This is a genomic window from Pseudomonas sp. S32 (assembly GCF_016648095.1).
In the GTDB taxonomy this organism is placed as follows: domain Bacteria; phylum Pseudomonadota; class Gammaproteobacteria; order Pseudomonadales; family Pseudomonadaceae; genus Aquipseudomonas; species Aquipseudomonas parafulva.
Window position 1 is genome coordinate 1 of record NZ_JACVVF010000061.1, and the last position, 23804, is coordinate 23804.

Sequence of the window (23804 nt, forward strand, 5' to 3'; positions counted from 1 at the left end):
AAGTGGGGCGCATTATAAGGGGATTCGAGAGGGCGTCAACCGTTTATTTCAATGAATTGGAATAACAAGGTTTGCAGCCGGGTTGAGGCGGGCACCTACAAGCCCTCACCCACCCCTGCCCCGCCCCCGCACAACCCGAGGCAGAACCCTGGAAACCACAGGAACCCTCAATACCATCAGCAAGGCACCCACAAATGCATAGATCGCCCACTCCCTCAGGTCCGAACGCACGATCCACAAATAGTGCAGCAGCCCCAGGCCGAGTATCACGTAGACCGAGCGGTGCAGCCTTTTCCAGCGAGCGCCCAGCCGGCGTTGGCTGTAACGGTTCGAGGTAACCGCCAGCGCCAGCAGCCCAATGAACCCGAGCGTACCCACAATAATGTAGGGCCGTTTGCGCAGCTCAACGGCCAACTGCCCCCAGTCCAGCCCCAAGATGAAGAACAGGTACGCCAGCACGTGCAACACGATGTAGGCAAATACCCACAACCCCAACTGCCGCCGGATCACCACCCAGCCCGCCCAGCCGGTGATTCTCTGGAGAGGTGTCATGCTCAGCGTCACCAGCAGGAATGTCAGCGCACCAAGCCCAAGACGGTCCATCAGGATCTTGCCTGGGTCCGGGCCCAGCAGGCTCATCGCTGCCTCATACAGCCACCAACCCGGGAACAGGCAACCCACCACGAAAATGGCCAGGCGTAACCAGGGGTAGCGCATCAGTAGTTCTTCCGCAGGTCGAGCCCGGTATACAGCGACGCCACTTCATCGGCATAACCATTGAACATCTGTGTCTGGCGTACATTCGGGCTGAACAGCCCGCTGGGCAGCCGCCGCTCACGTGCCTGGCTCCAGCGAGGATGGTCCACAGTGGGGTTCACGTTGGCGTAGAAGCCATATTCATCCGGTGCGAGCCCTTCCCACGTGGTGCCCGGTTGTTCGGCTACCAGGCTGATACGCACGATCGACTTGATGCTCTTGAAACCGTACTTCCACGGCACCACCAGGCGCAGAGGCGCACCGTTCTGGTTGGGCAGCTCGCGGCCATACATGCCGACCGCAAGAATCGCCAGCGGGTGCATCGCCTCATCCAGGCGCAGCCCTTCCCTGTAAGGCCAGTCGATCAGGGCGAAGCCGGACCGTTGCCCAGGCATGTGCTCCGGGTCCTTGAGTGTTTCGAAGCGCACGAAACGCGCTTTGGACGTTGGCTGCACCTGCTTGAGTATCTGGGCCAGCGGGAAGCCCAGCCAGGGTATGACCATCGACCATGCCTCCACGCAGCGCAACCGATAGATACGTTCCTCGAGCTGGTAGGGTTTGACGAAGTCTTCCAGTGCATAGCGCCCAGGCTTGGCCACCTCGCCATCCACCACAATGCTCCAGGGCTCGGTTTGCAGGCTGTCGCCATTGGCCGCCGGGTCACCCTTGTCAGGGCCGAACTCATAGAAGTTGTTGTAATGGGTGGCGTCCTTGTAAGGCGTGATCGCCTCTGCGTCAGCCGTTACTGCCTGCCAGCGGGTATCGTGCAGCTTGTCGGTGAACCACCCTGGCGCGCGCCCGGCCTGAACATCGGCATAGCGCGAGGCTTCGGCCGCGCTCGCGCCGCGCGGCAAAGCGCCCAGGGCCAAGCCAGCCAGCGAACCGCCGACAAGCGCACGACGAGAAAGGTAGATGCCTTCGGGCGTGATCTCCGATGCCTTGCACTCGGAAGACCTGGGAAGCTTGATAAGCATGAGCGGCTCCACAGCACTGGATAACGGATATACCAGTAGGACTATGGAGCCGGAGGGTTATTCCATCATTAAATGTTTGTCACGCCTTTCGCCGGCGTGCCCGCAGCAGGAACTGGATTGGCCCCGAGGCGGCATAGGCGAGGAAGATCAGCAGCAGAATGCGCGGTGGGTCACTGAATACCACGGCGAACACCAGCACCACGGCAAGGATGGCCACAAATGGCACACGGCCTTTCAGGTCCAGTTCCTTGAAGCTGTTGTACTTGATGTTGCTGACCATCAGCATGCCAGCAGCAGCCACCAGCAGCGCCACCAGGAACGAGAGCTTGGAGCCCTGGATGCCATAGTCGCTGAAAGCCCAGACGGTACCGGCAACCACACCTGCAGCCGCCGGGCTGGCCAGGCCGATGAAGTAACGCTTGTCGGCAGTGCCCACCTGGGTATTGAAGCGCGCCAGGCGCAGCGCAGCACCGGCCACATAGATGAAGGCGACCATCCAGCCGACTTTGCCCATGTCACCCAGTGCCCAGCCGAAGGCGAGCAGTGCCGGGGCCACGCCGAAGGCGACCATGTCGGACAGCGAGTCATACTCGGCGCCAAAGGCGCTTTGTGTGTTGGTCATACGGGCCACGCGGCCATCGAGGCCGTCGAGCACCATGGCGACGAAAATCGCGATGGCGGCGAATGCGAAATACTTGCTCGCTTCGCGCGGGTCACCGGCACTGAGCGCGCTCTGGGCGCTCATCGAGCTGATGATGGAGTAGAAACCGGCAAACAGGTTGGCGGTGGTGAACAGGTTGGGCAGCAGGTAGATGCCACGGTGGCGCACCTTGCGCCCTTCGGCGTCATGCCCTTCTTCAACGTGCTCATCGACAGGTAGCAGGCTTTCGGCGTCGGAGGGCTTGTTCGGCTCTTCGGGACGTTCGCTCATGGAGGGTACCTTGCAACAGGGTGGAAAAGGTTCGACACGGGCCTGCTAAACAGGTTCTGACGGCAGGCCACTGGTCTGCTTTATACCAGAAGCTGGCTGCCAGAACGAAAAAACGCGGCCGAGGCCGCGTTTTTTAATCACTCGACAAACCTTAGTTCTTGGTCTTGTCGACGATTTTGTTAGCCGAGATCCACGGCATCATCGAACGCAGTTGCTCGCCGATGATTTCGATGCCATGAGCGGCGTTGTTGCGGCGCTTGGCGGTCATCGATGGGTAGTTGGTAGCACCTTCGGAGATGAACATCTTCGCGTATTCGCCGTCCTGGATGCGCTTGAGTGCATTGCGCATGGCCTTGCGGGATTCTTCGTTGATGACTTCCGGGCCGGTGACGTACTCACCGTATTCGGCGTTGTTGGAGATCGAGTAGTTCATGTTGGCGATGCCGCCTTCGTACATGAGGTCAACGATCAGCTTCAGTTCGTGCAGGCACTCGAAGTAGGCCATTTCAGGCGCGTAGCCTGCTTCGACCAGGGTTTCGAAACCGGCTTTGACCAGCTCGACGGTACCGCCGCACAGAACAGCCTGCTCGCCGAACAGGTCGGTTTCGGTCTCGTCCTTGAAGGTGGTTTCGATGATGCCGGTACGGCCACCACCTACGCCCGAAGCGTAGGACAGGGCAACGTTCTTGGCATTGCCGGAGGCGTCCTGGTAGATGGCGATCAGGTCAGGGATACCGCCGCCCTTGACGAACTCGGAACGCACGGTGTGGCCCGGTGCCTTCGGCGCGATCATGATCACGTCGAGGTCCGCACGCGGAACAACCTGGTTGTAGTGGATCGAGAAGCCGTGGGAGAAGGCCAGGGTAGCGCCCTTCTTGATGTTCGGCTCGATTTCGTTCTTGTACAGCGCGCCCTGGAACTCGTCCGGGGTCAGGATCATGACCAGGTCAGCCGCAGCGACAGCGGTGGCAACGTCGGCAACTTTCAGGCCGTGGGCTTCAGCCTTGGCAACGGTAGCCGAACCTTTACGCAGACCGACGGTAACGTCTACACCGGAGTCCTTCAGGTTGCACGCTTGTGCGTGGCCCTGGGAACCGTAGCCGATGATGGCGACTTTCTTGCCCTGGATGATGGAAAGGTCGCAGTCTTTATCGTAGAAAACTTTCATGAAATACCCCTGGTTATATCTCGGCCCCTGCGGAGCCATCGCTAATTTGTTGTTGAATTCAGATGCTGAGCACTTTGTCGCCACGGGCAATGCCGGTAACGCCGCTGCGCACGGTTTCGAGAATCGATGCGGTGCCGATGGCCTGGATGAAGCTGTCCAGTTTGTCGCTGGTACCGCTCAGTTGCACGGTGTACACACTGGCAGTGACATCGACGATCTGGCCACGGAAGATATCCGTGGTGCGCTTGATCTCGGCACGCTGAGCACCGGTGGCCTTGACCTTGACCAGCATCAGTTCGCGCTCGATATGGGCGCTTTCCGAGAGGTCGACCAGCTTGACCACCTCGACCAGCTTGTTCAGGTTCTTGGTGATCTGTTCGATCACTTCATCATGGCCAACGGTGGTCAGCGTCAGACGCGACAACGTCGGGTCTTCGGTCGGCGCCACGGTCAGGCTTTCGATGTTGTAGTTGCGCTGGGAGAACAGGCCGACCACACGGGACAAGGCACCGGGTTCGTTTTCCAGCAGCAGGGAAATGATATGCCGCATATCAGGTACGCTCCGTCTTGCTCAGCCACATGTCACGCATCGAGCCATCCTTGATCTGCATCGGATAGACGTGCTCGCTGCGGTCGATCGCGATGTCGATGAACACCAGGCGATCCTTCATCGCGAAGGCTTCCTCGAGCTTGGGCTTGAGGTCCTTCAGGCTGGTGATGCGGATACCCACGTGGCCATAGGCCTCGGCCAGCTTGATGAAGTCAGGCAGCGACTCGACATACGAGTGGGAGTGACGACCGTTGTAGGCCATGTCCTGCCACTGGCGCACCATGCCCAGCACGCCGTTGTTCATGTTCACGATCTTGACCGGCAGGCCATACTGCATGCAGGTGGACAGCTCCTGGATATTCATCTGGATGCTGCCTTCACCGGTAACGCAGGCCACGTCCTGGTCGGGGAAGTTGAGCTTGATGCCCATCGCCGCCGGGAAGCCAAAGCCCATGGTGCCCAGGCCACCGGAGTTGATCCAGCGGTTAGGCTTGTTGAAGCGATAGTACTGGGCAGCGAACATCTGGTGCTGGCCCACGTCCGACGTCACGAAAGCATCGCCGTTGGTCACTTCGCACAGGGTCTGGATGACCTTTTGCGGCTTGATGACGTTGCCATCGCCCTTGTCGTACGGGAACAGTTCGCCATCACCGCGCCATTTGTCGATCTGCTTCCACCAGGCGTCCAGCGAGGCCTTGTCGGGCTGCTCGCCGATTTCCTTGAGGATACCGAGCATTTCGCCCAGCACGCTGTCGACCGGGCCTACGATAGGCACATCGGCCTTGATCATCTTGGAGATCGAGGCAGGGTCGATGTCGATGTGGATGATCTTGGCGTTCGGGCAGAACTTGGCCGGGCCGTTGACCACACGGTCGTCGAACCGCGCACCGACGGCAAAGATGACGTCGGCATTGTGCATGGCCATGTTGGCCGTGAAGCTGCCGTGCATACCGAGCATGCCGAGGAACTGGCGGTCGGTACCCGGGAAGCCGCCCAAGCCCATCAGGGTGTTGGTGACCGGCAGGTTCAACGACTTGGCGATTTCGGTCAGGGCTTCAGAGCCACCCCCCAGAATCACACCGCCACCGGCATAAACGATCGGGCGCTTGGCCGCCAGCAGCATTTCTGCAGCCTTGCGGATCTGCCCGGAGTGCCCACGGACGGCCGGGCTGTAGGAGCGCAGCTTGACCTTCTTCGGGTAGACGTACTCGAACTTTTCAGCCGGGTTGGTCATGTCTTTTGGAATGTCGACCACGACCGGGCCTGGGCGACCGGATTGCGCCAGGTAGAACGCCTTTTTCAGAATCTCCGGGATCTCGGTGGGGTTCTTGATCATGAAGCTGTGCTTCACGATAGGCCGCGAGATACCGATCATGTCGGTTTCCTGGAAGGCATCGGTACCGACCATGGTGCTGGGCACCTGGCCAGACAGGATGACCATCGGGATCGAGTCCATGTAGGCCGTGGCGATGCCGGTGATGGCATTGGTCGCACCCGGGCCGGAAGTTACCAGCACCACGCCGGCCTTGCCGGTGGCGCGGGCGTAGCCGTCCGCCATATGGGTTGCCGCCTGCTCGTGACGAACCAGGATGTGCTCGACTTCCGGTTCTTTGAACAGCGCGTCATAGACATGCAGGAGAGCACCACCAGGGTACCCGTAGATGTGCTTAACGCCTTCGTCACGCAAGAAGCGGACGACCATCTCAGCGCCAGATAAAAGCTCCACGTTGTTCACCTCTAAAACGCCAGAATACCGCCCCAACCGGGCGGGTCTTAATAGGTTTACTGCCAAGCAGAGCATGAGCGAACGTCAGCACTGACTGAGCAAGTATTGGGAGCCCCCAGAGTGTTGCGGGGTTTTCCCACCCAGCGCGAGGTAACGCGTTGCGGGGTGTAACAGGTCGGCGCGGGTGTGCGCCTCATGATCTGCTTAGCGGGTCTGCTTCTGGCAGTCCCTCTAAAGCGGAGATTGGATTCTTGTGATTAAGCGCCTACAAGTCAAGAAAAATTATTGCCAATTTTTCCTCAAGATGAATTCCTGCCACCACTAAAAATCTCTTAAGCAGCAGAAACAATAAGATTTCCATAAAAAAGGGCCACAATCTGCGGCCCTTGAAGGAAAATTGGAAGAAATCAGGCTTTAGCAGCGATCAATTGGTCAAACACTGCCAACAGCCGGCGCAGCTCCCGGCTTTGCTCGGGCCGGTCGGCAAACACGGTTTCGGCCATTACCAGAATGCCCGAGGCGCTGGGCAGCGGGTGGCCCAGCTCGATGATGATCTTCATGCGAGGCAGGAAAATCCATTGCATCCACTGCTCGAAGCTCAGGGTATCGACGGCGAACGGTACCGTGCTCTCAAGTGCCTCGTCACTCGGCGCTTCATTGCCCCACCAGCCCTGCACCTGCATTTCGCGCTCGATCAGCATCAGGTGATCAGCGATGTCGAGCACCCGCTGCTCGACTGTCACGAACTCACCCGCGCTTTCTGCCGCGCCAATGCCGCACCGGCACTGTCACCCTGCTTGTCGCGGGCCTGGGCGATGGTGTTCCACAACTCGGCCTGCAGGCTGGGGCGGCCATTGGCGTACGTCAGGGCGCGACGGGCCAGCTGCTCGGCTTGCGCCGCATCCCCCTGCGACAGACGCACCTGCGCCAGGCGGTAAAGCACCTGCGGCTCGCGCGGTGCAATGCGCTGCGCCCGCTCCAGGCTCGAGGCGGCGCCGTTGAAGTCACCGCTGCCCTGCTGCGACTGGGCGGTGGTCAGCAAGGCCAGTACCGGGCCGTCCAACTGCTCGTCAGCCGATAGCCCGCCGCTGGCACTGCTGCGCGGGATGCCGGTCGGCGCACTGCTTGCCTTGGGGGCACTCATCGACGCGATGTCGAACGGCTCGTCGGCGATCGGGTTGGGGTCGGTGGCCACAGGCGCCGAGGCAGCCGGCTCCGAGGTGACCGGCCCTGCCGAAACAGGCCCGGTGCTGATGGGCGCTGCGCCGTTGGAGGCCGGGAAGGTCTGGATGCCGGAGGCACCCGCGCCCTGCGGGATCATCACGGTGACCCCGGAGTCTTCAGGCAGGGTTTGCGCTTGCGCGGTGCCCGCGTTGTAGCCGCCGGTCGGGCGTTTGGCCGTGACGCGTTCGCTATTGGATACGCGGGTACTGGAATCGACCACCGGGATATTGCCACGCGGGACGCTGGCGCACCCCTGGAGCACTGCCAGCGCCATCACGGCAGGAAACAGCCACTTGTTCACGTCACACCTCTTCAATGCAGCCTGTGCTTAATTCATCCAGCCCTTGACCCAGTCCATGACCGACTCAGCCGGATTCTGCTCGCCGCCACAGGCCGCGCCGGCGGGCGGTTCGCTCCCGCGAATATACGGCATCTGCACCGCTCCCGGACAGCTGCTATCCGACCCCTGGCCGCTGTTGGGGTCGATCCACGCCTGCACCACGTTGTCGGGTTGGGGCATGTCCAGAGGCAGCGGGTCCGCCTTCTTCATGAAGCTGGTCCACACCTGCAGCGCACCCGTGGCACCTGTGAACGGGGTCTTGCCATTGTCGTCACGGCCCATCCAGACCACCGCCAGCAGGTCCTGGCTGAAACCGGAGAACCAGCTGTCACGGGAATCGTTACTGGTACCGGTCTTGCCGGCCAGGGTCAGCGTGCGCGGCAGGGTGTTGTACACCGAGCGACCAGTACCTTCGCGCATCACCCGCTGCATGGCGTTCTGCACCAGGTAGATGGCCGCCGGGTCGAAGGTTTGCTGGATCTGGAACGGGTAGCGCTTGAGCGGTTCGCCCTCAGCCGTGAGCACGCTGCGGATACCGCGCATTGGCGTGTTGAAGCCACCGTTGGCAATGGTCTGGTACATGGTCGCCACCTGCACCGGCGACATGCCGCCAGCGCCCAGCAGCATCGCGGGGAATGCCGGCCAGTCAACATCCACCCCGAGGCGACCGATGGTCTTGATCACGTTCGGCACGCCTACTTCCAGGCCAAGCTTGGCGGTGGACAGGTTGTAGGAGTTGGCCAGGCCCTGGTACAGGTAGATGGTGCCGTGCGGACGCCGGTCATAGTTTTGTGGGCGCCATACCTGGCCGTTGGCGGCTTTGACCGAGAACGGCTCGTCCTGTACCCAGCTGGTGAGCGTGTACTTGCTGGGCTGCTCCAGCGCGGTGAGGTACACCGCCGGCTTGACCAGTGAGCCGATCGGGCGCACCGCATCGATCGCCCGGTTGAAGCCGGCGAAGCCCGCCTGGCGGCTGCCGATCATCGCCTGCACCTCACCGGTTTCCGGGTTGGTGACCACCATCGCCGACTCCACCTCATCGGCACCCTTGCGCCCGGCCAGGCGCTTGAAGGTCTCGTTCATTGAGGTTTCGGCCTTCATCTGCAGGATGGGGTCGAAGCTGGTGAAGATCCGCAGGCCTTCTTCGGTCAAGTCCTCATCGCGGTAATCCTGGCGCAACTGGCGCTTGACCAGGTCCAGGAAGGCCGGGAACGAGCTGTCGGCCAGGCTGCCGCGTGCGGTCACACCCAATGGCATCTTTTTCGCGGCATCCACTTCGGCCTGGCTGGCTACACCTTGTTCGGCAACCAGGTCGAGTACCAGGTTACGCCGGGCCAGTGCGCGGTCCGGGTAACGGCGCGGGTTGTAGTAGGACGGCCCCTTGACCATGCCGACGAGCAGCGCGATCTGGTGCAGCTTGAGCTCCGACAGCGGCTGGCTGAAGAAGAACTGGCTGGCCAGGCCAAACCCATGCACTGCGCGCTGGCCGTCCTGGCCGACGAACACCTCGTTGAGGTAGGCCTCGAGGATTTCACGCTTGTCATAGTGCAGCTCAAGCAGCATGGCCATCATGGCTTCGGTGAGCTTGCGGCTCAGGCTGCGCTCGCTGGTGAGGTAGAAGTTTTTCACCAACTGCTGGGTGAGGGTACTGCCGCCCTGGCGCATCGAGCCGGACGAGGTATTGACCCACATGGCCCGGGCGATGGACTTGGGCGAGACACCGAAGTGGCTGTAGAAGTCGCGGTCCTCGGTGGCCACCAGGGTTTCGATCAGGTACTTGGGCACCTGGTCGATTTTGATCAGAATGCGGTCTTCGAGGTTTTTCGGGTAGATACCACCGATCATCAGCGGCTCCAGGCGCACCACGTCAACGGCCTTGCCGTTGGCGCCGGACAGGCCCGCCACATAGTCGCCGGAGAACCGCACCCGCACGAACTGTGCAGGCTCCATCCCCTCATAGAACTGGAAGCCACGGGTATTGAGGTCGACGGTGTTGCCGTTGACCGCTGCCGCGCCGGGGCCGTTGGCGGCACTTTCACGCCGGTAGCCCAGTGCATCGAGCTCGGTCAGGAAGTCGTCCTTGCTCAGCTTCTGCCCGGTGAATAGCTCCAGTGGCCGGGCATACACCTTGGCCGGGATCGTCCAGCGCTTGCCAGAAAACTTTTCCTGGACGACAGCATCGAGGTAAACCGCGAAGCCGGCGACGATCACCAGGGCCACCAGGCTGAGCTTCAAGGCCCAGCCCAGCCAGGCACGGGAGCGGCCGGTCGGGCGTTTTTGAGGGGTACGGGGATTTCGGGTTCGAGTCATGGCGGCGGATTATACGCACTTTACGAAGGCTGGGCAGACGGCCCGGCGGTAGGCAGGGACGGCACCATTGACCATAATGGCGCATTCGAATTCCCTGCCCCCGGAAGGATTGCCCGTGAGCCAAGCCCTGATCAATGCGCTGCAGAACCCCACCCTGTACCCCCACCCCGTGGAGGGGTTCCAACTCATCGAGACGCATATCTCCTGGGTGCTGCTCACCGGCGAGTTCGCCTACAAGATCAAGAAGCCGATGAACTTCGGCTTTCTCGATTTCACCGGCCTGGACCAGCGCCAGCATTTTTGTAACGAAGAATTGCGCCTGAACCAGCGCCTGACCGAAGGCCTGTACCTGGACGTGCTGCCCATCACCGGCTCTGCCGAGGCCCCCCAACTGGGCGGGGAAGGCCAGGCTATCGAATATGCGCTGAAAATGCGCCAGTTCCCCCAAGGCCAGATGCTGTCTACCCTGCAAGCCAATGGCGAACTGACCGCCGAGCATATCGACCAGATGGCCCGTCAAATCGCAGAATTCCACCTGCAAGCCCCACGCGTACCGGTTGATCACCCATTAGGCACCCCAGACAGCGTCATGGCGCCCGTGGAACAGAACTTCGAGCAGATCCGCCCGTTCCTGAGTGACGCGGCCGACCTGCAGCAGCTAGACGCCCTGCAAGCCTGGGCGCGCAGCAGCTTCGATCGCTTGCACGGCCTGCTGGAGAAGCGCAAGGCCAATGGCTTCATCCGTGAGTGCCACGGCGATATCCACCTGGGCAATGCCACCTTGATCGACGGCAAGGTGGTGATTTTCGACTGCATCGAGTTCAACGAGCCCTTCCGCCTCACCGACGTCTATGCCGATACCGGTTTCCTGGCCATGGACCTTGAGGACCGTGGGCTCAAGAGCCTGGCGCGGCGCTTCATCAGCCAGTACCTGGAGCTGACCGGCGATTACGAAGGCCTGGAACTGCTTAATTTCTACAAAGCCTACCGTGCGCTGGTAAGGGCCAAGGTCGCCTTGTTCAGCATGCCTGCCGATGCCACCGGCGTGCAGCGCGCAACCACCCTGCGCACCTACCGCAATTACGCCAACCTGGCCGAAAGCTACAGCGCCATCCCCTCTCGCCTGCTGGCAATCACCCACGGTGTATCGGCGGTGGGCAAAAGCCACGTCGCCATGCGCATGGTCGAAGCCCTCGGTGCCGTGCGTGTTCGTTCGGACGTTGAACGCAAGCGCCTGTTCGGTGAACAGCAGCAGACAACTACCGGCCAACTGAGCGCCGGGATCTATGATCAGGAGGCCAGTGCAGCCACCTATCAGCGCCTTCACCAGTTGGCCGCCACCATTCTGCGTGCAGGTTTTCCGGTAGTACTGGACGCCACCTACCTCAAGCGCGAACAACGCCAGGCTGCGGCAGAGGTGGCCAGCCAGACCGGCGTGCCGTTGCTGATCCTGGATTGCCAGGCGCCGGATGCGGTGATCGCCAGCTGGTTGCAACAGCGCCAGGCCGATGCCAGCGACCCGTCGGACGCCACCCTGGAGGTGATCAAGGCTCAGCAGGCCAGCCGCGAGCCGCTGGACGCCCAGGAGGCCGGGCACAGCATGCCCGTCGATACACAGGTTGGCAGCAGCATGGACCAGGTGATCGAGCAGATCCGTCAGCGCCTGCCAGGGCTCTAACGGCCTAATGCCCCTCGCCGGTACCGATGCCGGCGAGGCATCCCAGGCAGCCTTGGCAAAAGGCCGCGCATTTTTCATCCCCCGCTACACTGCTCATTGACCTGCTCGCGATTTATCCACAGGACCCGTTCAGCCATCGCAAGGAGGCTTGATGAACGATGAGTTGCAGCACCTGAAAAACCTTGGCAAAACCTCTGCCCAATGGCTGCATGCAGCCGGCATCCACAGCGTATCCGACCTGCGCAGGCTCGGTGCAGTTGGCGCTTATCAAGCGGTAAAGACACGAGGTTTTCGTGCATCCAAGGTGCTGCTGTACGCCATCGAGGGGGCTTTGCTGGACATTCACTGGAACGACCTGCCCCCTGAACGCAAGGAAGCCCTCAACCGCCAATTGGATGCCAAGGCCCCCGCACAAAAAAAAGCAAAATAATCGTAGAAAGGGGATTGACGCCGTAATGAGAATCGTTATGATTATCACAACTAGTCGCGAGACTGGTTGGATAACCTCAGAGCCCCTGGTTCGGACTCTCAGATTATCTCCTCATCAGGCTAATCACGGTTATTGACCCGGCACTTTGCCGGGTCTTTTTTTGCCCAGGGTTTCTCGACGCTGCCTACCCGGCAACGGGTCAATCACCTACCGGGCAATGATCAAAGGATGCCCTCGCTCAGGATGCGCCTGCACCAGCACGTCGATCCCGTATACCGCCTTCAATGCAGCCGGTGTCAGCACGGCCTGCGGCGTGGCGAATGCATGGCAGCGCCCCTGCTCCAACAACAGGATGCGGTCGCAATAGCGCGCCGCCAGGTTGAGGTCGTGCAGAATCACCAGCACCGCCGCCCCTTGGTCGGCGAAGCGGCGCACCGCCTCCAGCGTAGTGTGCTGGTGCAAGGGGTCGAGCATCGAGGTGGGTTCATCAAGCAACAGGGTGGCGCCGTCTTGCCCAGGCCATAATTGCGCCAGCACGCGAGCAAGGTGCACCCGCTGGCGCTCGCCGCCCGACAACGCCAGGTAGCTGCGATCGAGCAGGTGCAATGCATCTGCAGCCTGCAGCGCTGCCTCGACGATCTGCGCATCTCGGTGCTGCCCGGTCGCGTGGGGCAGTCGCCCCATGGCCACCACTTCGTCCACCCTGAAGGCAAAGCCCAGGCTGGCGACCTGCGGCAACACGGCCAGCCGTTGTGCGCGCGCCTGCCCAGGCCAGTCGCGCAGGTCCCTTCCCTGCAAGGTCACGTGGCCACGGTCAGGCTGAAGCTCGCCGCACAGCACGCTCAGCAGGCTGCTCTTGCCCGCACCGTTGGGGCCGAGTACACCGACCACTTGCCCGGGCAGCAACTGCAGGTCAATGCCGTGCAACACCGGCTGGTTGCCCCGGCGCAGGTACAGGCCCTCGACTTGCAGCATCAGTTGCGCCCCCGAATCAGCAGGACCAGAAAAAACGGCGCTCCAATAAAGGCGGTGACGATGCCGATGGGCAGTTCCGCTGGGGCGAGCAACAGCCGCGCAACAAGGTCGGCCAGCAACATCAGCACGCCGCCTGCCAGCAGTGAAGCGGGCAACACCACGCGGTGATCCGGCCCTGCCAGCAGCCGCACCAGGTGCGGCACAACCAACCCAACGAACCCGATCAGCCCCGCCGCAGCCACCGCTGCCCCGACGCCCAGCGCAGTACAGAACACCAGCTCACGCTTCAGCCGCTCCACATCAATACCCAAATGGCGAGCCTCCGACTCACCCAGCAGCAATGCGTTGAGCGCCCCGGCCCGGCGCGGCAGCCACACCGCCACGGCGATAACCACCAGCAACAACGGCCACACCCGCTCGTAGCTGGCGCCATTGAGGCTACCGAGGTTCCAGAACGTCAGGGTGCGCAGGGTGGCGTCGTCTGCCAGGTAGCTGAACAGCCCCACGGCAGCCCCCCCGAGCGCCGTCATCGCAACGCCGGCCAGCAACATCGTGGCCACGTTGGTCTGACCGTCACGTCGCCCCAGGCGATACACCAATGCAGTGACGGCCAGCCCTCCCAGAAACGCACAGAGCGACAGCAGGTACGGGGCCAGCGCCTCTGGCATGCCCCCCAGCCAGCTGCCACCGACGATGGCCACCGCCGCACCTACCGCAGCCCCCGCCGCCACACCTACCAGCCCCGGGTCCGCCAACGGGTTGCGGAAAAGCCCCTGCATGGCGACCCCCGACAATGCCAGCACTGCACCCACTGCCAGGCCGAGCAGGGTACGCGGCACACGGATTTGCCCAAGGATCATCTGTGCTTGTTGCAGACCGTCCTCGGCGATGGGCAAACCCAGCAGGCGCAGGCCCGCGCGCAGGGTGTCCAGCAGGGGCAGGCTGACAGGCCCCAGCGCCAGGGACAGCCACACCGAGAGCAGGCATAGCCCGCCCAGGCAGACGAACAGGGTGCGGGGCCGAACACGCGGCCTCATGGGTTTGAGAGGGTTGGAGTTGCCGGATAGAACGAGGTAGCCAATGCCTGCAGCGTGCTTGGCAGGCGCGGCCCCAACCCTCCCACGAGCAAGGTCGGGTCCAATGACACCAGGCGTTTCTCACGCACAGCGCGTGAAGCGGCCAGTGCCGGGTTTTCTTTCAGCAGGGCTTGCAGAGCCTGCTCATCGGCAAGCGCGCGGTCGGAGAACACGATCACATCCGGGTCCAGGGCTGCCAACGTTTCGTTGGAAAAGTTCTTGTAACCCTGGTGTTCTGCCAGGTTGCGCCCACCCGCCTGAGTCAGTACCCAGTCCCCCGCAGTGCCTTGCCCTGCAACAAGCGGCTTGGCCCCGGCATGCCCGACCAACAGCAACACACCCGGTGCCGGCCGCCCGGCCTGGGCTTCATGCACCTGCGCGTGAAGTGCATCGAGCTGCTGACGGTAGTTTGCCGCCAGGGCCTGCGCCTGTGCCTGCGCACCCAGTAACTGGCCGAGCCGCGCGAGGTTCTGGTCCACCGCCAGTACCTCAGCCTTGCTTGAAAACAGCTCAACCTGCACACCGGCCTTGCGGATTTGCGTCAGCACCGGCGGCGGGCCCATTTCTTCGGTGCCTACCAGTACATCCGGGCGCAGGCTCAGGATGCCTTCAGCAGACAACTGCCGCTGATACCCTACACTCGGCAGCGCCTTCAACGACGCCGGGTGCTGGCTGGTGGTATCCACACCCACCAGGTGTGCCTCACCGCCCAGTGCGCTGATCCATTCGCTCAAGGCCCCACCAGCGCTCACCCAGCGTTGGGGCAGTTCAGCCGCCAGCCCATGGCCAGAAAGCACAAGGCCAGCACACAGGGCGAGCGGAGCAAATAGAAAGCGCATCATCGGTTTCCTTTCAAAGGCTGGCCACACGCCTTGTAGCGCGGGGCATTACTGCGCACCATAGGCGGCTGGACGCAATGAGAACGGGCCATTTGATAATGGTTCGCATTGAAGCGTCAAGCCACCTTCTGTATCACGAGCTTTTCGCCATGCATTACCTTTGCCCCTCCCAAGGCCTGGCCGAAGGCCAAAGCCGCGCTTTCAGCGTAGACGACCTGCTGTTGCTGGGTGTGCGACGACAAGGCCAGGTCTACCTGTACCGCAACAACTGCCCGCACCGGGGCATACCGCTCAACAGCCTCAAGGAGACCTTCCTCGATGACAGTGCCAGCCTTATCTATTGCACGCACCATGGCGCACTGTTTCTGATCGAAACCGGCGAATGCGTGGCCGGGCCCTGCGAGGGCGAGCAATTGCAGGCCCTGGGCTGCGTGGAAAACAGCCAGGGCATCTGGCTCAAGGTGTGAGCAGCACCGGCAGGCGCCGGTCGATGACAATGCCTTCGGCGTCCAAGCGCGTGCCATAGGCCAGCACCTCCACCCCGGCGGCTACCGCCGCCTGCAGCGCTTCGGCGTAGGCTGCATCGATTTCCCGAGCCGGGCGCACCGCATCAATGCCGGTCAGGTTGACGCAATAAAGCTGCACCGCCCGAATGCCTTGCCGGGCAAGGGTGGCCAGCTCGCGCAGATGCTTGGCACCCCGCTGAGTCACCGCGTCCGGGAACGCCGCCGTTGTACTGTCGGGGTAGCCCAGGGTGACGCTTTTCACTTCGACATAGGCCGGTGCGCCTTCGAACTCCAGGCGAAAGTCGATACGGCTGCCCTCGTCGCCGTAGGCCACTTCCCGGCGCAAGGCGGTGAACCCGGCCAGTTCCACGATGGTGCCTGCACGCAGGGCCTCTTCCACCAGGCCGTTGGCGCGCCCAGTGTTCACGCACGCCAGGCGGCCCTGGGGTGTTTCGCTGATTTCCCAGGTGCCTGGCAACTTGCGCTTGGGGTCGTTGGAGCGGCTGAACCACACCCGCCCACCTTCACCCATGCAATTGAGCATGGAGCCCGTGTTCGGGCAGTGGAGGGTCATCAGCTCGCCATTGGCTGTTTCGATATCCGCTAGAAACCGCTTGTAGCGGCGCAGCAGGCGGCCTTCTTCGAGTGCTGGAGAAAACCGCATCAGCCTTGCCAGCTCTGCAGGCCACGGGCGATGCGCTGCACGGCTTGTTCCAGACGCGCCAGGTTCTGGGTGTAGGCAAAGCGCACGTGATGGCCGGCCAGGTGGCGACCAAAGTCCAGCCCCGGCGTGAAGGCGACGTGCTCGGTTTCCAGAAAATGCCGGCAGAAGGCGAATGCGTCCCCACCGAACGCACTGATGTCGGCATACAGATAGAACGCGCCCTGGGGTTCAACGGCAATGCCGAAGCCCAGTTCACGCAATGCCGGCAACAGGTAATCGCGCCGGCGGGCAAACTCGGCGCGGCGCGTTTCGAAAATGGCCAGGGCTTCGGGTTCGAAACATGCCAATGCCGCATGCTGAGCCATGCTGGGCGCACTGATGTAGAGGTTCTGCGCCAGTTTCTCGAGGTCGGCAACGGCCGCCGGTGGCGCCACCAGCCAGCCAAGGCGCCAGCCGGTCATACCGAAATATTTGGAAAAACTGTTCAACACGAACGCAGAATCATCCACTTCCAGCACGCTTGCGGCATCCAGACCGTAGGTCAGGCCATGGTAAATCTCGTCCACCACCAGGTGGCCATGGCGCTCGCGTGTGGCGCTGGCCAGGCTGGCCAGTTCGTCACGGCTCAGTACCGTACCCGTGGGGTTGGCAGGCGACGCCACCAGGGCACCCACCGTGTTCTCGTCCCAATGCTGGTGCACCAGCCCCGCCGTCAACTGGTAGTTCACCTCTGGCCCCACGGGCACCAGCTGTGCCGCGCCCTCGACCAGGCGCAGGAAGTGGCGATTGCAGGGGTAGCCCGGGTCTGCCAGTAACCAGTGTTTGCCGGGGTCTACCAGCAAGCTGCTGGCCAGCAACAAAGCACCCGAACCGCCTGGGGTGATCAGGATTCGCTCGGGGTCGATGCTCAGGCCGTAACGCTGGCCATAGAAGCCGGCGATGGCCTGTCGCAGAGCGGGCAGGCCACGGGCCGCCGTGTAGCGGGTATGCCCTGCTGCCAGGGCCGCCTGGCCGGCCGCGACAATGGGGGCGGCCGTGGTGAAGTCCGGCTCGCCGATCTCCAGGTGGATCACATCATGGCCCTCTGCCTGCAGCTCGTTGGCCCGAGCCAGCAGCGCCATGACATGGAAGGGTTCGATGGCGCGGCTGCGCGCACTGTAGGGGTGAGCCATGTCCTTCTCTCAATTGCAGACTAAACTGCAGATTCTACCCCTGTGAACGATCGAACGTCCCGCTCGCGCGGCTGTCAGTAAGCAGGATCGGGCGGGGTAGCGCACCCCCGATCTATCTGGTAAGTTCGGCGGCTCGCAGTCGCAGGGCCGGCGGTCGCCGGAGACGGAGCATCCTGCGCATTGGATCAGATGAGTGAGAGGCGGTCTATTCATGTCCACCGTAGAAAAGCAAAAAACCGGTCAAACCATGTACGGTGTCGAGCCCTATAAAGAGACCAAAGGGGAAGAGTACATGGGCGAGCCCATGCGCATGCACTTCACCAAGATTCTCACTGGCTGGAAGCAAGAGCTGATGATCGGCGTCGACAAGACCGTCGACCATATGAAGGAAGAGGCAGCCAACTTCGCGGACCCTGCAGACCGTGCATCCCAGGAAGAGGAATTTGCCCTGGAACTGCGCAACCGCGACCGCGAGCGCAAGCTGATCAAGAAAATCGACAAGACCCTGCAAAAGATTCAGGACGAAGAGTACGGCTGGTGTGAATCCTGCGGCATCGAAATCGGCCTGCGCCGTCTCGAGGCCCGCCCGACCGCCGATCTGTGCTTCGACTGCAAGGAAATTGCCGAGAAGAAGGAAAAGACTGTCGGCAAAGGCTGACCGTCTTCTCATCCGAACAGGGCGCATCATGCGCCCTGTTTCATTTATATGCCCAGCCAGACCATGACCGACTCCCGATACATTGGGCGCTTCGCCCCAACGCCCAGCGGTTTTCTACATTTCGGCTCGCTGGTGGCTGCCCTCGCCTCCTGGCTCGACGCACGTGCCGCCAACGGCCGCTGGCTGCTGCGCATGGAAGACACCGACCCCCCAAGGGAAATGCCCGGCGCCCGCGATGCCATCCTGCAGACCCTGGAGCGTTACGGCCTGGAGTGGGACGGTGAAGTGGTATTCCAGAGCCAGCGGCATGAGGCTTATGCCAATGTGGTTGACCGCCTGTTCAACATGGGCCTGGCGTATGCCTGCACCTGCTCGCGCAAGCAGCTGGAAGGCTACAACGGTATTTACCCGGGCTTTTGCCGTAACGCCGGGCACGGCCGCGAGGGCGCTGCCATCCGGCTGCGCGTACCCGAGCTGATCTACCGCTTCACCGACCGGGTACAAGGGCCGTTCCAGCAGCATCTGGGCCGTGAGGTGGGGGACTTCGTGATCCAGCGCCGTGATGGCTTGTACGCCTATCAACTGGCCGTGGTGCTGGACGATGCCTGGCAGGGGGTGACCGACATCGTGCGCGGTGCCGACCTGCTCGACAACACCCCGCGCCAGCTTTACCTGCAAGAGTTGCTGGGCTTTTCGCAACCGCGCTACCTGCACATCCCGCTGATTGTGCAGCCCGATGGGCACAAGCTGGGCAAGTCGTACCGCTCGCCGCCATTGCAGGCCGAGCAGGCCACCCCGCTGTTGCTGCGGGCGCTGCGGGCACTGGGGCAAGAGGCGGCCCCTGAGCTGCTGTTGGCCACGCCCGCGCAGGTGTTGGCAGTGGCCCGCGAGCAATGGCGGCCGCAGGCAATCGCGCAGCGGACCACGGTGCCCGAAGCGGATTTACACTAGCCGGCCATGTGCTTCCGCGGGGGCGCGTTCGCCCGCGACCGGCCCGCCACACGCAAGCCACACAGAAATCAAAAGCCCAGCAAATTCAAACCCTTGGCTAACACCGTCGATTCCCGCTAGCATCCGCCCAGCCATTTGCGCCAATAATAGGTTCACGCCCTCAGCGCCCAACCCTCGAGGCCAGCATGTACATCTATCGTTTGGTCCTGCTTCTGGTCGTGGGGATCTACCTGTTCTCCCCGGCCATCATGGACTGGTGGATCGAACCGACCGGAGCCTGGTACCGCCCCTACCTGCTCTGGCTGATCCTGATCGTCGTCACCTTCATCCTGCAGAGCCAACGAGATGCCGATGAGCTTTAGCCTCACCCAGATGATCCTGATCAGCGCCGGCTACCTCATGGTGCTGTTCGGCGTGGCCTGGGTCAGCGAGCGAGGGCTGATCCCGCGCTCGATCATCCGCCATCCACTGACCTACACCCTGTCGCTGGGCGTATACGCCAGCGCCTGGGCGTTCTACGGTTCGGTGGGGCTCGCCTATCAATACGGTTATGGTTTTCTGGCCTGTTATCTGGGGGTTTCGGGGGCATTCCTGCTGGCGCCGGTGCTGCTGTACCCGATACTGAAGATCACCCGCACCTACCAGCTCTCTTCGCTGGCCGACCTGCTGGCGTTTCGTTTCCGCAGTACCTGGGCGGGCGCCCTCACCACCGTCATCATGCTGATCGGCGTACTGCCATTGCTGGCCCTGCAGATCCAGGCGGTGGCGGACTCCATCAGTATCCTCACGGGTGAACCGGTCAAGGCCAGGGTAGCCCTGGCGTTCTGTGCACTGATCACCTTGTTCACCATCTTTTTCGGCTCACGGCACATTGCCACCCGCGAAAAGCACGAAGGCCTGGTGTTCGCCATCGCCTTCGAGTCGGTGATCAAGCTGCTGGCCCTGGGCGGTATCGGCCTGTACGCCCTGTATGGCGTGTTCGGTGGCCCGCACGGGCTGGAAGTGTGGCTGCTGCAGAACCAGACGGCCCTGGCCGCCCTGCACACACCGCTGCAGGAAGGCCCATGGCGCACCCTGCTGCTGGTGTTCTTCGCCTCGGCCATCGTCATGCCGCACATGTACCACATGGCGTTTACTGAAAACCTCAACCCACGCTCGCTGGTCAGTGCCAGCTGGGGCCTGCCCCTGTTCCTGCTGTTGATGAGCCTGGCGGTGCCACTGGTGCTGTGGGCCGGTCTGCGCCTGGGGGCCAGTACCAACCCGGAATACTTCACCCTGGGGCTGGGGATCGCTGCCAATAACCAGGCCCTGGCGTTGCTGGCCTATGTGGGCGGGTTGTCGGCGGCAAGCGGCCTGATCATCGTCACGACCCTGGCACTGTCGGGCATGGCCCTCAACCACCTTGTACTGCCGCTGTACCAGCCGCCGGCCGAGGGCAACATCTACCGCTGGCTGAAGTGGACTCGCCGGGCGCTGATCGTTGCCATCATCACTGCCGGCTTCATGTTCTACCTCACCCAGAGCAACCACCAGAGCCTGGCCAACCTTGGCATCGTCGCCTTCGTCGCCACCTTGCAGTTCCTGCCAGGCGTGCTCTCGGTGCTGTACTGGCCTACGGCCAACCGTCGCGGGTTCATTGCCGGGCTGCTGGCCGGCACCCTGGTATGGATGGGCACCATGCTGTTACCGCTGCTGGGTAACCTGCAAGGCTTCTACATCCCGCTGCTGGACATGATCTATGTACTGGATGACACCAGTTGGCACATGGCCGCCATCGCTTCGCTGGCCGCCAACGTGCTGCTGTTCACCCTGATCTCGCTGTTCACCAACGCCAGTAACGAGGAGATGGGCGCGGCCGAAGCCTGCGCCGTGGACAACGTACGCCGCCCTCAGCGCCGCGAGCTGCACGCCGCCTCCCCGCAGGAATTCGCCACCCAGTTGGCCAAACCCCTGGGTGCCAAGGCCGCGCAAAAAGAGGTGGAGCAGGCGTTGCGCGACCTGTACCTGCCATTCGACGAGCGCCGCCCGTATGCCCTGCGCCGTTTGCGCGATCGCATCGAGGCCAACCTGTCAGGCCTGATGGGGCCGAGCGTGGCCCAGGACATGGTCGAGACGTTCCTGCCCTACAAGTCCGGTAACGATAACTACGTGACCGAGGACATCCACTTCATCGAAAGCCGGCTCGAGGACTACCACTCACGCCTCACCGGCCTTGCCGCCGAACTCGACGCCCTGCGCCGCTACCACCGCCAGACCTTGCAAGAGCTGCCCATGGGTGTCTGCTCGCTGGCCAAGGACCAGGAGATCCTGATGTGGAACAAGGCCATGGAGGAGCTGACCGGCATCGCCGCCAAGCATGTGGTGGGTTCGCGCCTGATCACCATCGACGAACCCTGGCGCGGGTTGCTGCTGGGCTTCATCAACGTCCCCGACGAACACCTGCACAAGCAGCGCCTGGCCCTCGATGGCCAACCGCGCTGGCTGAACCTGCACAAAGCTGCCATCGACGAGCCGCTGGCCCCGGGTAACAGCGGCCTGGTGCTGCTGGTAGAAGACCTTACCGACACCCAGGCGCTGGAGGACAAACTGGTGCACTCCGAGCGCCTGGCCAGCATCGGCCGCCTGGCGGCGGGTGTGGCGCACGAAATCGGCAACCCGATCACTGGCATTGCCTGCCTCGCCCAGAACCTGCGCGAAGAGCGCGAAGGCGACGGCGAAATCATCGAGTTGTCCAGCCAGATCCTTGAACAGACCAAGCGTGTCTCGCGCATCGTGCAGTCGCTGATGAGCTTTGCCCATGCGGGCGGCAGCCACCAGAACAGCGAGGAGCCCGTGTGCCTGGCCGAGGTGGCGCAGGACGCCATTGGCCTGCTGGCCCTGAACCGGCGCAATTTCGAGGTGCAGTTCTTCAACCTGTGCGACCCGGACCACTGGGCCGAAGGCGACCCACAGCGCCTGGCGCAGGTACTGATCAACCTGCTCTCCAACGCCCGTGATGCTTCGCCGCCCGGCAGCGCCGTGCGGGTGCGCAGTACCGCGTGCGAGCACACCGTTGACCTGATCGTCGAAGACGAAGGCAGCGGTATCCCGAAGAACATCATGGACCGCCTGTTCGAACCGTTCTTCACCACCAAGGACCCGGGTGAGGGAACCGGACTGGGGCTCGCGCTGGTCTATTCCATCGTGGAAGAGCATTATGGACAAATTACCATCGACAGCCCGGCCGACACCGAACGGCAACGTGGCACACGGATCCGCGTGACCCTGCCCCGGCATGTCGTAGCGACGTCCCCTGACATTCGAGACCGTCGAGAGAATTGAATCAATGCCGCATATTCTGATCGTCGAAGACGAAACCATCATCCGCTCGGCCCTGCGTCGCCTGCTTGAGCGGAACCAGTACCAGGTCAGCGAAGCCGGCTCGGTGCAGGAAGCCCAGGAACGCTTCAGCATTGCCACCTTCGACCTGATCGTCAGCGACCTGCGCCTGCCCGGCGCCCCTGGCACCGAGCTGATCAAGCTTGGGCAGGGTACCCCGGTACTGATCATGACCAGCTACGCCAGCCTGCGCTCGGCCGTGGATTCGATGAAGATGGGTGCGGTTGACTATATCGCCAAGCCGTTCGATCACGACGAAATGCTCCAGGCCGTAGCACGCATCCTGCGCGACCGGCAGAACGCCCCGGCACCTGCACCGGTGGCTGAGCCACGGCCCGCGGCTGGCAAGGCGGCGGCCGCAGACAAGAGCGCAGCGGCCTCGGCCAATGGCGAGATCGGTATCATCGGCTCGTGCCCGCCGATGCAGGACATGTTCAGCAAGATCCGCAAGGTGGCACCCACCGATTCCAATGTACTGATCCAAGGTGAGTCAGGTACCGGCAAAGAGCTCGTTGCCCGCGCCCTGCACAACCTGTCGCGCCGCGCCAAGGCACCGATGATTTCGGTGAACTGCGCCGCCATCCCCGAAACATTGATCGAGTCCGAGCTGTTCGGCCACGAAAAAGGCGCGTTCACTGGCGCCAGTGCCGGCCGGGCTGGCCTGGTAGAAGCGGCGGACGGCGGCACACTGTTCCTCGATGAAATCGGTGAGCTGCCGCTGGAAGCCCAAGCCCGCCTGCTGCGGGTGCTGCAAGAGGGTGAAATTCGCCGGGTGGGTTCTGTGCAATCGCAGAAGGTGGACGTTCGCCTTATCGCCGCCACGCACCGTGACCTGAAGAACCTGGCCAAGGCCGGCCAGTTCCGTGAAGACCTTTATTACCGCCTGCACGTTATCGCCCTGAAGCTGCCGGCCCTGCGCGAGCGCGGCAGCGATGTGAACGAAATCGCCAGTGCCTTCCTGGCACGGCAAAGTGCCCGTATTGGCCGTGACGACCTGCAGTTCTCGCCAGAGGCCGAGCAAGCCATCCGTCATTACAGCTGGCCAGGCAACGTGCGGGAGCTGGAAAACGCGGTCGAGCGGGCGGTGATCCTCAGCGAGAGCCCGGAGATCTCCGCAGAGCTGCTGGGCATCGACATCGAGTTGAGCGACCTTGAAGAAGATGAACTGCTGGACAACGCACTGACCGTCGCCAGCGCCGGCAATGCCAGCCATGAGCCTACCGAGGACTTGTCACTGGAAGACTACTTCCAGCATTTCGTGCTGGAGCACCAGGACCACATGACCGAAACCGAGCTGGCACGCAAGCTTGGGGTCAGCCGCAAGTGCCTGTGGGAACGCCGCCAGCGCCTGGGCATTCCGCGGCGCAAGAGTAACGCGACCAGCGAGTGACACCATCATCGCGAGTGCCTGCCGGGTATGGTCCCCGATAGGCACCCACGACGTTCGCCCCCTGCGGGCCCCATCCCCCACACTACCCACCGTAAAAATCTGTTACCC

General features: G+C 62.5%; 22 protein-coding genes. 8 read left to right on the top strand and 14 right to left on the bottom strand.

What is annotated here, in order from left to right:
* Positions 1-105: 105 nt before the first annotated feature.
* From msrQ to mrcB, 9 genes are all read right to left on the bottom strand, one after another.
* Entirely contained in the window at positions 106-717 is a 612-nt protein-coding gene (gene msrQ / locus IAE38_RS21630) for a protein-methionine-sulfoxide reductase heme-binding subunit MsrQ (RefSeq protein WP_201219192.1), read from the bottom strand.
* On the bottom strand, positions 717-1730 hold the full coding sequence (msrP, locus tag IAE38_RS21635) for a protein-methionine-sulfoxide reductase catalytic subunit MsrP (protein WP_201165282.1): 1014 nt from the start codon (positions 1728-1730) through the stop codon (positions 717-719). The genes msrQ and msrP overlap by 1 nt, the downstream gene beginning before the upstream one ends.
* A 79-nt stretch (positions 1731-1809) precedes the next feature.
* Positions 1810-2661, bottom strand: coding sequence for a CDP-diacylglycerol--serine O-phosphatidyltransferase (gene pssA / locus IAE38_RS21640; RefSeq protein WP_028632592.1), 852 nt, complete (start codon positions 2659-2661; stop codon positions 1810-1812).
* Positions 2662-2812: 151 nt separating this feature from the next.
* Positions 2813-3829: a ketol-acid reductoisomerase gene (gene ilvC / locus IAE38_RS21645; protein WP_003250043.1), complete on the bottom strand. Its 1017-nt coding sequence runs from the start codon at positions 3827-3829 to the stop codon at positions 2813-2815.
* 58 nt (positions 3830-3887) lie between these two features.
* The gene (gene ilvN, locus IAE38_RS21650) at positions 3888-4379 is read right to left on the bottom strand and encodes an acetolactate synthase small subunit (protein ID WP_003250040.1); all 492 of its coding nucleotides are present in this window, start codon (positions 4377-4379) and stop codon (positions 3888-3890) included.
* Between the two features lies 1 nt (position 4380).
* A complete protein-coding gene (locus IAE38_RS21655) occupies positions 4381-6105 on the bottom strand; it encodes an acetolactate synthase 3 large subunit (RefSeq protein WP_201219193.1) in 1725 nt (574 codons plus the stop codon).
* A gap of 407 nt (positions 6106-6512) precedes the next feature.
* Positions 6513-6848: a YqcC family protein gene (locus tag IAE38_RS21660; protein ID WP_328804905.1), complete on the bottom strand. Its 336-nt coding sequence runs from the start codon at positions 6846-6848 to the stop codon at positions 6513-6515.
* Positions 6845-7630: a tetratricopeptide repeat protein gene (locus IAE38_RS21665; protein WP_201219194.1), complete on the bottom strand. Its 786-nt coding sequence runs from the start codon at positions 7628-7630 to the stop codon at positions 6845-6847. Before IAE38_RS21665 ends, IAE38_RS21660 begins: the two co-directional genes overlap by 4 nt.
* A 27-nt stretch (positions 7631-7657) precedes the next feature.
* Entirely contained in the window at positions 7658-9979 is a 2322-nt protein-coding gene (gene mrcB, locus IAE38_RS21670; RefSeq protein WP_201219196.1) for a penicillin-binding protein 1B, read from the bottom strand.
* A gap of 115 nt (positions 9980-10094) precedes the next feature.
* Here mrcB and IAE38_RS21675 point away from each other — a divergent pair, with 115 nt between their 5' ends.
* Entirely contained in the window at positions 10095-11657 is a 1563-nt protein-coding gene (locus IAE38_RS21675) for a bifunctional aminoglycoside phosphotransferase/ATP-binding protein (RefSeq protein WP_201219198.1), read from the top strand.
* Positions 11658-11808: 151 nt separating this feature from the next.
* Complete coding sequence (locus IAE38_RS21680; protein ID WP_201165287.1) at positions 11809-12087, top strand: TfoX/Sxy family protein; 279 nt, start codon at positions 11809-11811, stop codon at positions 12085-12087.
* A 207-nt stretch (positions 12088-12294) separates the two neighbouring features.
* Here IAE38_RS21680 and IAE38_RS21685 read toward each other — a convergent pair whose 3' ends face one another.
* Genes IAE38_RS21685 through IAE38_RS21695 form a run of 3 tightly spaced genes read right to left on the bottom strand, consistent with a single transcriptional unit; the run spans position 12295 to position 14980 of the window.
* Positions 12295-13062, bottom strand: a complete 768-nt coding sequence (locus IAE38_RS21685; RefSeq protein ID WP_201219200.1) for a heme ABC transporter ATP-binding protein — start codon at positions 13060-13062, stop codon at positions 12295-12297.
* Positions 13062-14045 (bottom strand): FecCD family ABC transporter permease, encoded by a 984-nt coding sequence (locus IAE38_RS21690; RefSeq protein ID WP_201219204.1) that lies wholly within the window; start codon positions 14043-14045, stop codon positions 13062-13064. Before IAE38_RS21690 ends, IAE38_RS21685 begins: the two co-directional genes overlap by 1 nt.
* Before the next feature lie 50 nt (positions 14046-14095).
* Positions 14096-14980: a heme/hemin ABC transporter substrate-binding protein gene (locus tag IAE38_RS21695; RefSeq protein ID WP_201219201.1), complete on the bottom strand. Its 885-nt coding sequence runs from the start codon at positions 14978-14980 to the stop codon at positions 14096-14098.
* 146 nt (positions 14981-15126) lie between these two features.
* Here IAE38_RS21695 and IAE38_RS21700 point away from each other — a divergent pair, with 146 nt between their 5' ends.
* On the top strand, positions 15127-15444 hold the full coding sequence (locus IAE38_RS21700; RefSeq protein WP_028632602.1) for a Rieske (2Fe-2S) protein: 318 nt from the start codon (positions 15127-15129) through the stop codon (positions 15442-15444).
* Here IAE38_RS21700 and sfsA read toward each other — a convergent pair.
* Together sfsA and IAE38_RS21710 are read right to left on the bottom strand one after the other, a co-directional pair.
* Positions 15434-16147, bottom strand: a complete 714-nt coding sequence (sfsA, locus tag IAE38_RS21705; RefSeq protein WP_201219202.1) for a DNA/RNA nuclease SfsA — start codon at positions 16145-16147, stop codon at positions 15434-15436. The two genes, IAE38_RS21700 and sfsA, sit on opposite strands and share 11 nt — an antisense overlap.
* A complete protein-coding gene (locus IAE38_RS21710) occupies positions 16147-17319 on the bottom strand; it encodes a pyridoxal phosphate-dependent aminotransferase (RefSeq protein ID WP_201219203.1) in 1173 nt (390 codons plus the stop codon). Before IAE38_RS21710 ends, sfsA begins: the two co-directional genes overlap by 1 nt.
* A gap of 211 nt (positions 17320-17530) precedes the next feature.
* Between IAE38_RS21710 and dksA the strand changes: the two genes are divergently transcribed.
* The 5 genes from dksA (at position 17531) to IAE38_RS21735 (ending at position 23696) form a co-directional block, all read left to right on the top strand.
* On the top strand, positions 17531-17977 hold the full coding sequence (gene dksA / locus IAE38_RS21715; protein ID WP_028632605.1) for an RNA polymerase-binding protein DksA: 447 nt from the start codon (positions 17531-17533) through the stop codon (positions 17975-17977).
* A 63-nt stretch (positions 17978-18040) separates the two neighbouring features.
* On the top strand, positions 18041-18928 hold the full coding sequence (gene gluQRS / locus IAE38_RS21720; RefSeq protein WP_201165293.1) for a tRNA glutamyl-Q(34) synthetase GluQRS: 888 nt from the start codon (positions 18041-18043) through the stop codon (positions 18926-18928).
* Positions 18929-19113: 185 nt separating this feature from the next.
* A complete protein-coding gene (locus IAE38_RS21725; RefSeq protein ID WP_003250005.1) occupies positions 19114-19290 on the top strand; it encodes a hypothetical protein in 177 nt (58 codons plus the stop codon).
* Positions 19274-22249: a sensor histidine kinase gene (locus IAE38_RS21730; protein ID WP_201165295.1), complete on the top strand. Its 2976-nt coding sequence runs from the start codon at positions 19274-19276 to the stop codon at positions 22247-22249. Before IAE38_RS21725 ends, IAE38_RS21730 begins: the two co-directional genes overlap by 17 nt.
* A 4-nt stretch (positions 22250-22253) precedes the next feature.
* On the top strand, positions 22254-23696 hold the full coding sequence (locus IAE38_RS21735; RefSeq protein WP_028632608.1) for a sigma-54-dependent transcriptional regulator: 1443 nt from the start codon (positions 22254-22256) through the stop codon (positions 23694-23696).
* The last annotated feature ends 108 nt before the right edge of the window (positions 23697-23804 follow it).

Bases quoted from the DNA above. Each gene is read 5' to 3' on its own strand.
- msrQ (WP_201219192.1), bottom strand. From the start codon at position 717: ATGCGCTACCCCTGGTTACGCCTGGCCATTTTCGTGGTGGGTTGCCTG.
- msrP (WP_201165282.1), bottom strand. From the start codon at position 1,730: ATGCTTATCAAGCTTCCCAGGTCTTCCGAGTGCAAGGCATCGGAGATC.
- pssA (WP_028632592.1), bottom strand. From the start codon at position 2,661: ATGAGCGAACGTCCCGAAGAGCCGAACAAGCCCTCCGACGCCGAAAGC.
- ilvC (WP_003250043.1), bottom strand. From the start codon at position 3,829: ATGAAAGTTTTCTACGATAAAGACTGCGACCTTTCCATCATCCAGGGC.
- ilvN (WP_003250040.1), bottom strand. From the start codon at position 4,379: ATGCGGCATATCATTTCCCTGCTGCTGGAAAACGAACCCGGTGCCTTG.
- mrcB (WP_201219196.1), bottom strand. From the start codon at position 9,979: ATGACTCGAACCCGAAATCCCCGTACCCCTCAAAAACGCCCGACCGGC.
- IAE38_RS21680 (WP_201165287.1), top strand. From the start codon at position 11,809: ATGAACGATGAGTTGCAGCACCTGAAAAACCTTGGCAAAACCTCTGCC.
- IAE38_RS21685 (WP_201219200.1), bottom strand. From the start codon at position 13,062: ATGCTGCAAGTCGAGGGCCTGTACCTGCGCCGGGGCAACCAGCCGGTG.
- IAE38_RS21695 (WP_201219201.1), bottom strand. From the start codon at position 14,980: ATGATGCGCTTTCTATTTGCTCCGCTCGCCCTGTGTGCTGGCCTTGTG.
- IAE38_RS21700 (WP_028632602.1), top strand. From the start codon at position 15,127: ATGCATTACCTTTGCCCCTCCCAAGGCCTGGCCGAAGGCCAAAGCCGC.
- sfsA (WP_201219202.1), bottom strand. From the start codon at position 16,147: ATGCGGTTTTCTCCAGCACTCGAAGAAGGCCGCCTGCTGCGCCGCTAC.
- IAE38_RS21710 (WP_201219203.1), bottom strand. From the start codon at position 17,319: ATGGCTCACCCCTACAGTGCGCGCAGCCGCGCCATCGAACCCTTCCAT.
- dksA (WP_028632605.1), top strand. From the start codon at position 17,531: ATGTCCACCGTAGAAAAGCAAAAAACCGGTCAAACCATGTACGGTGTC.
- gluQRS (WP_201165293.1), top strand. From the start codon at position 18,041: ATGACCGACTCCCGATACATTGGGCGCTTCGCCCCAACGCCCAGCGGT.
- IAE38_RS21725 (WP_003250005.1), top strand. From the start codon at position 19,114: ATGTACATCTATCGTTTGGTCCTGCTTCTGGTCGTGGGGATCTACCTG.
- IAE38_RS21730 (WP_201165295.1), top strand. From the start codon at position 19,274: ATGCCGATGAGCTTTAGCCTCACCCAGATGATCCTGATCAGCGCCGGC.
- IAE38_RS21735 (WP_028632608.1), top strand. From the start codon at position 22,254: ATGCCGCATATTCTGATCGTCGAAGACGAAACCATCATCCGCTCGGCC.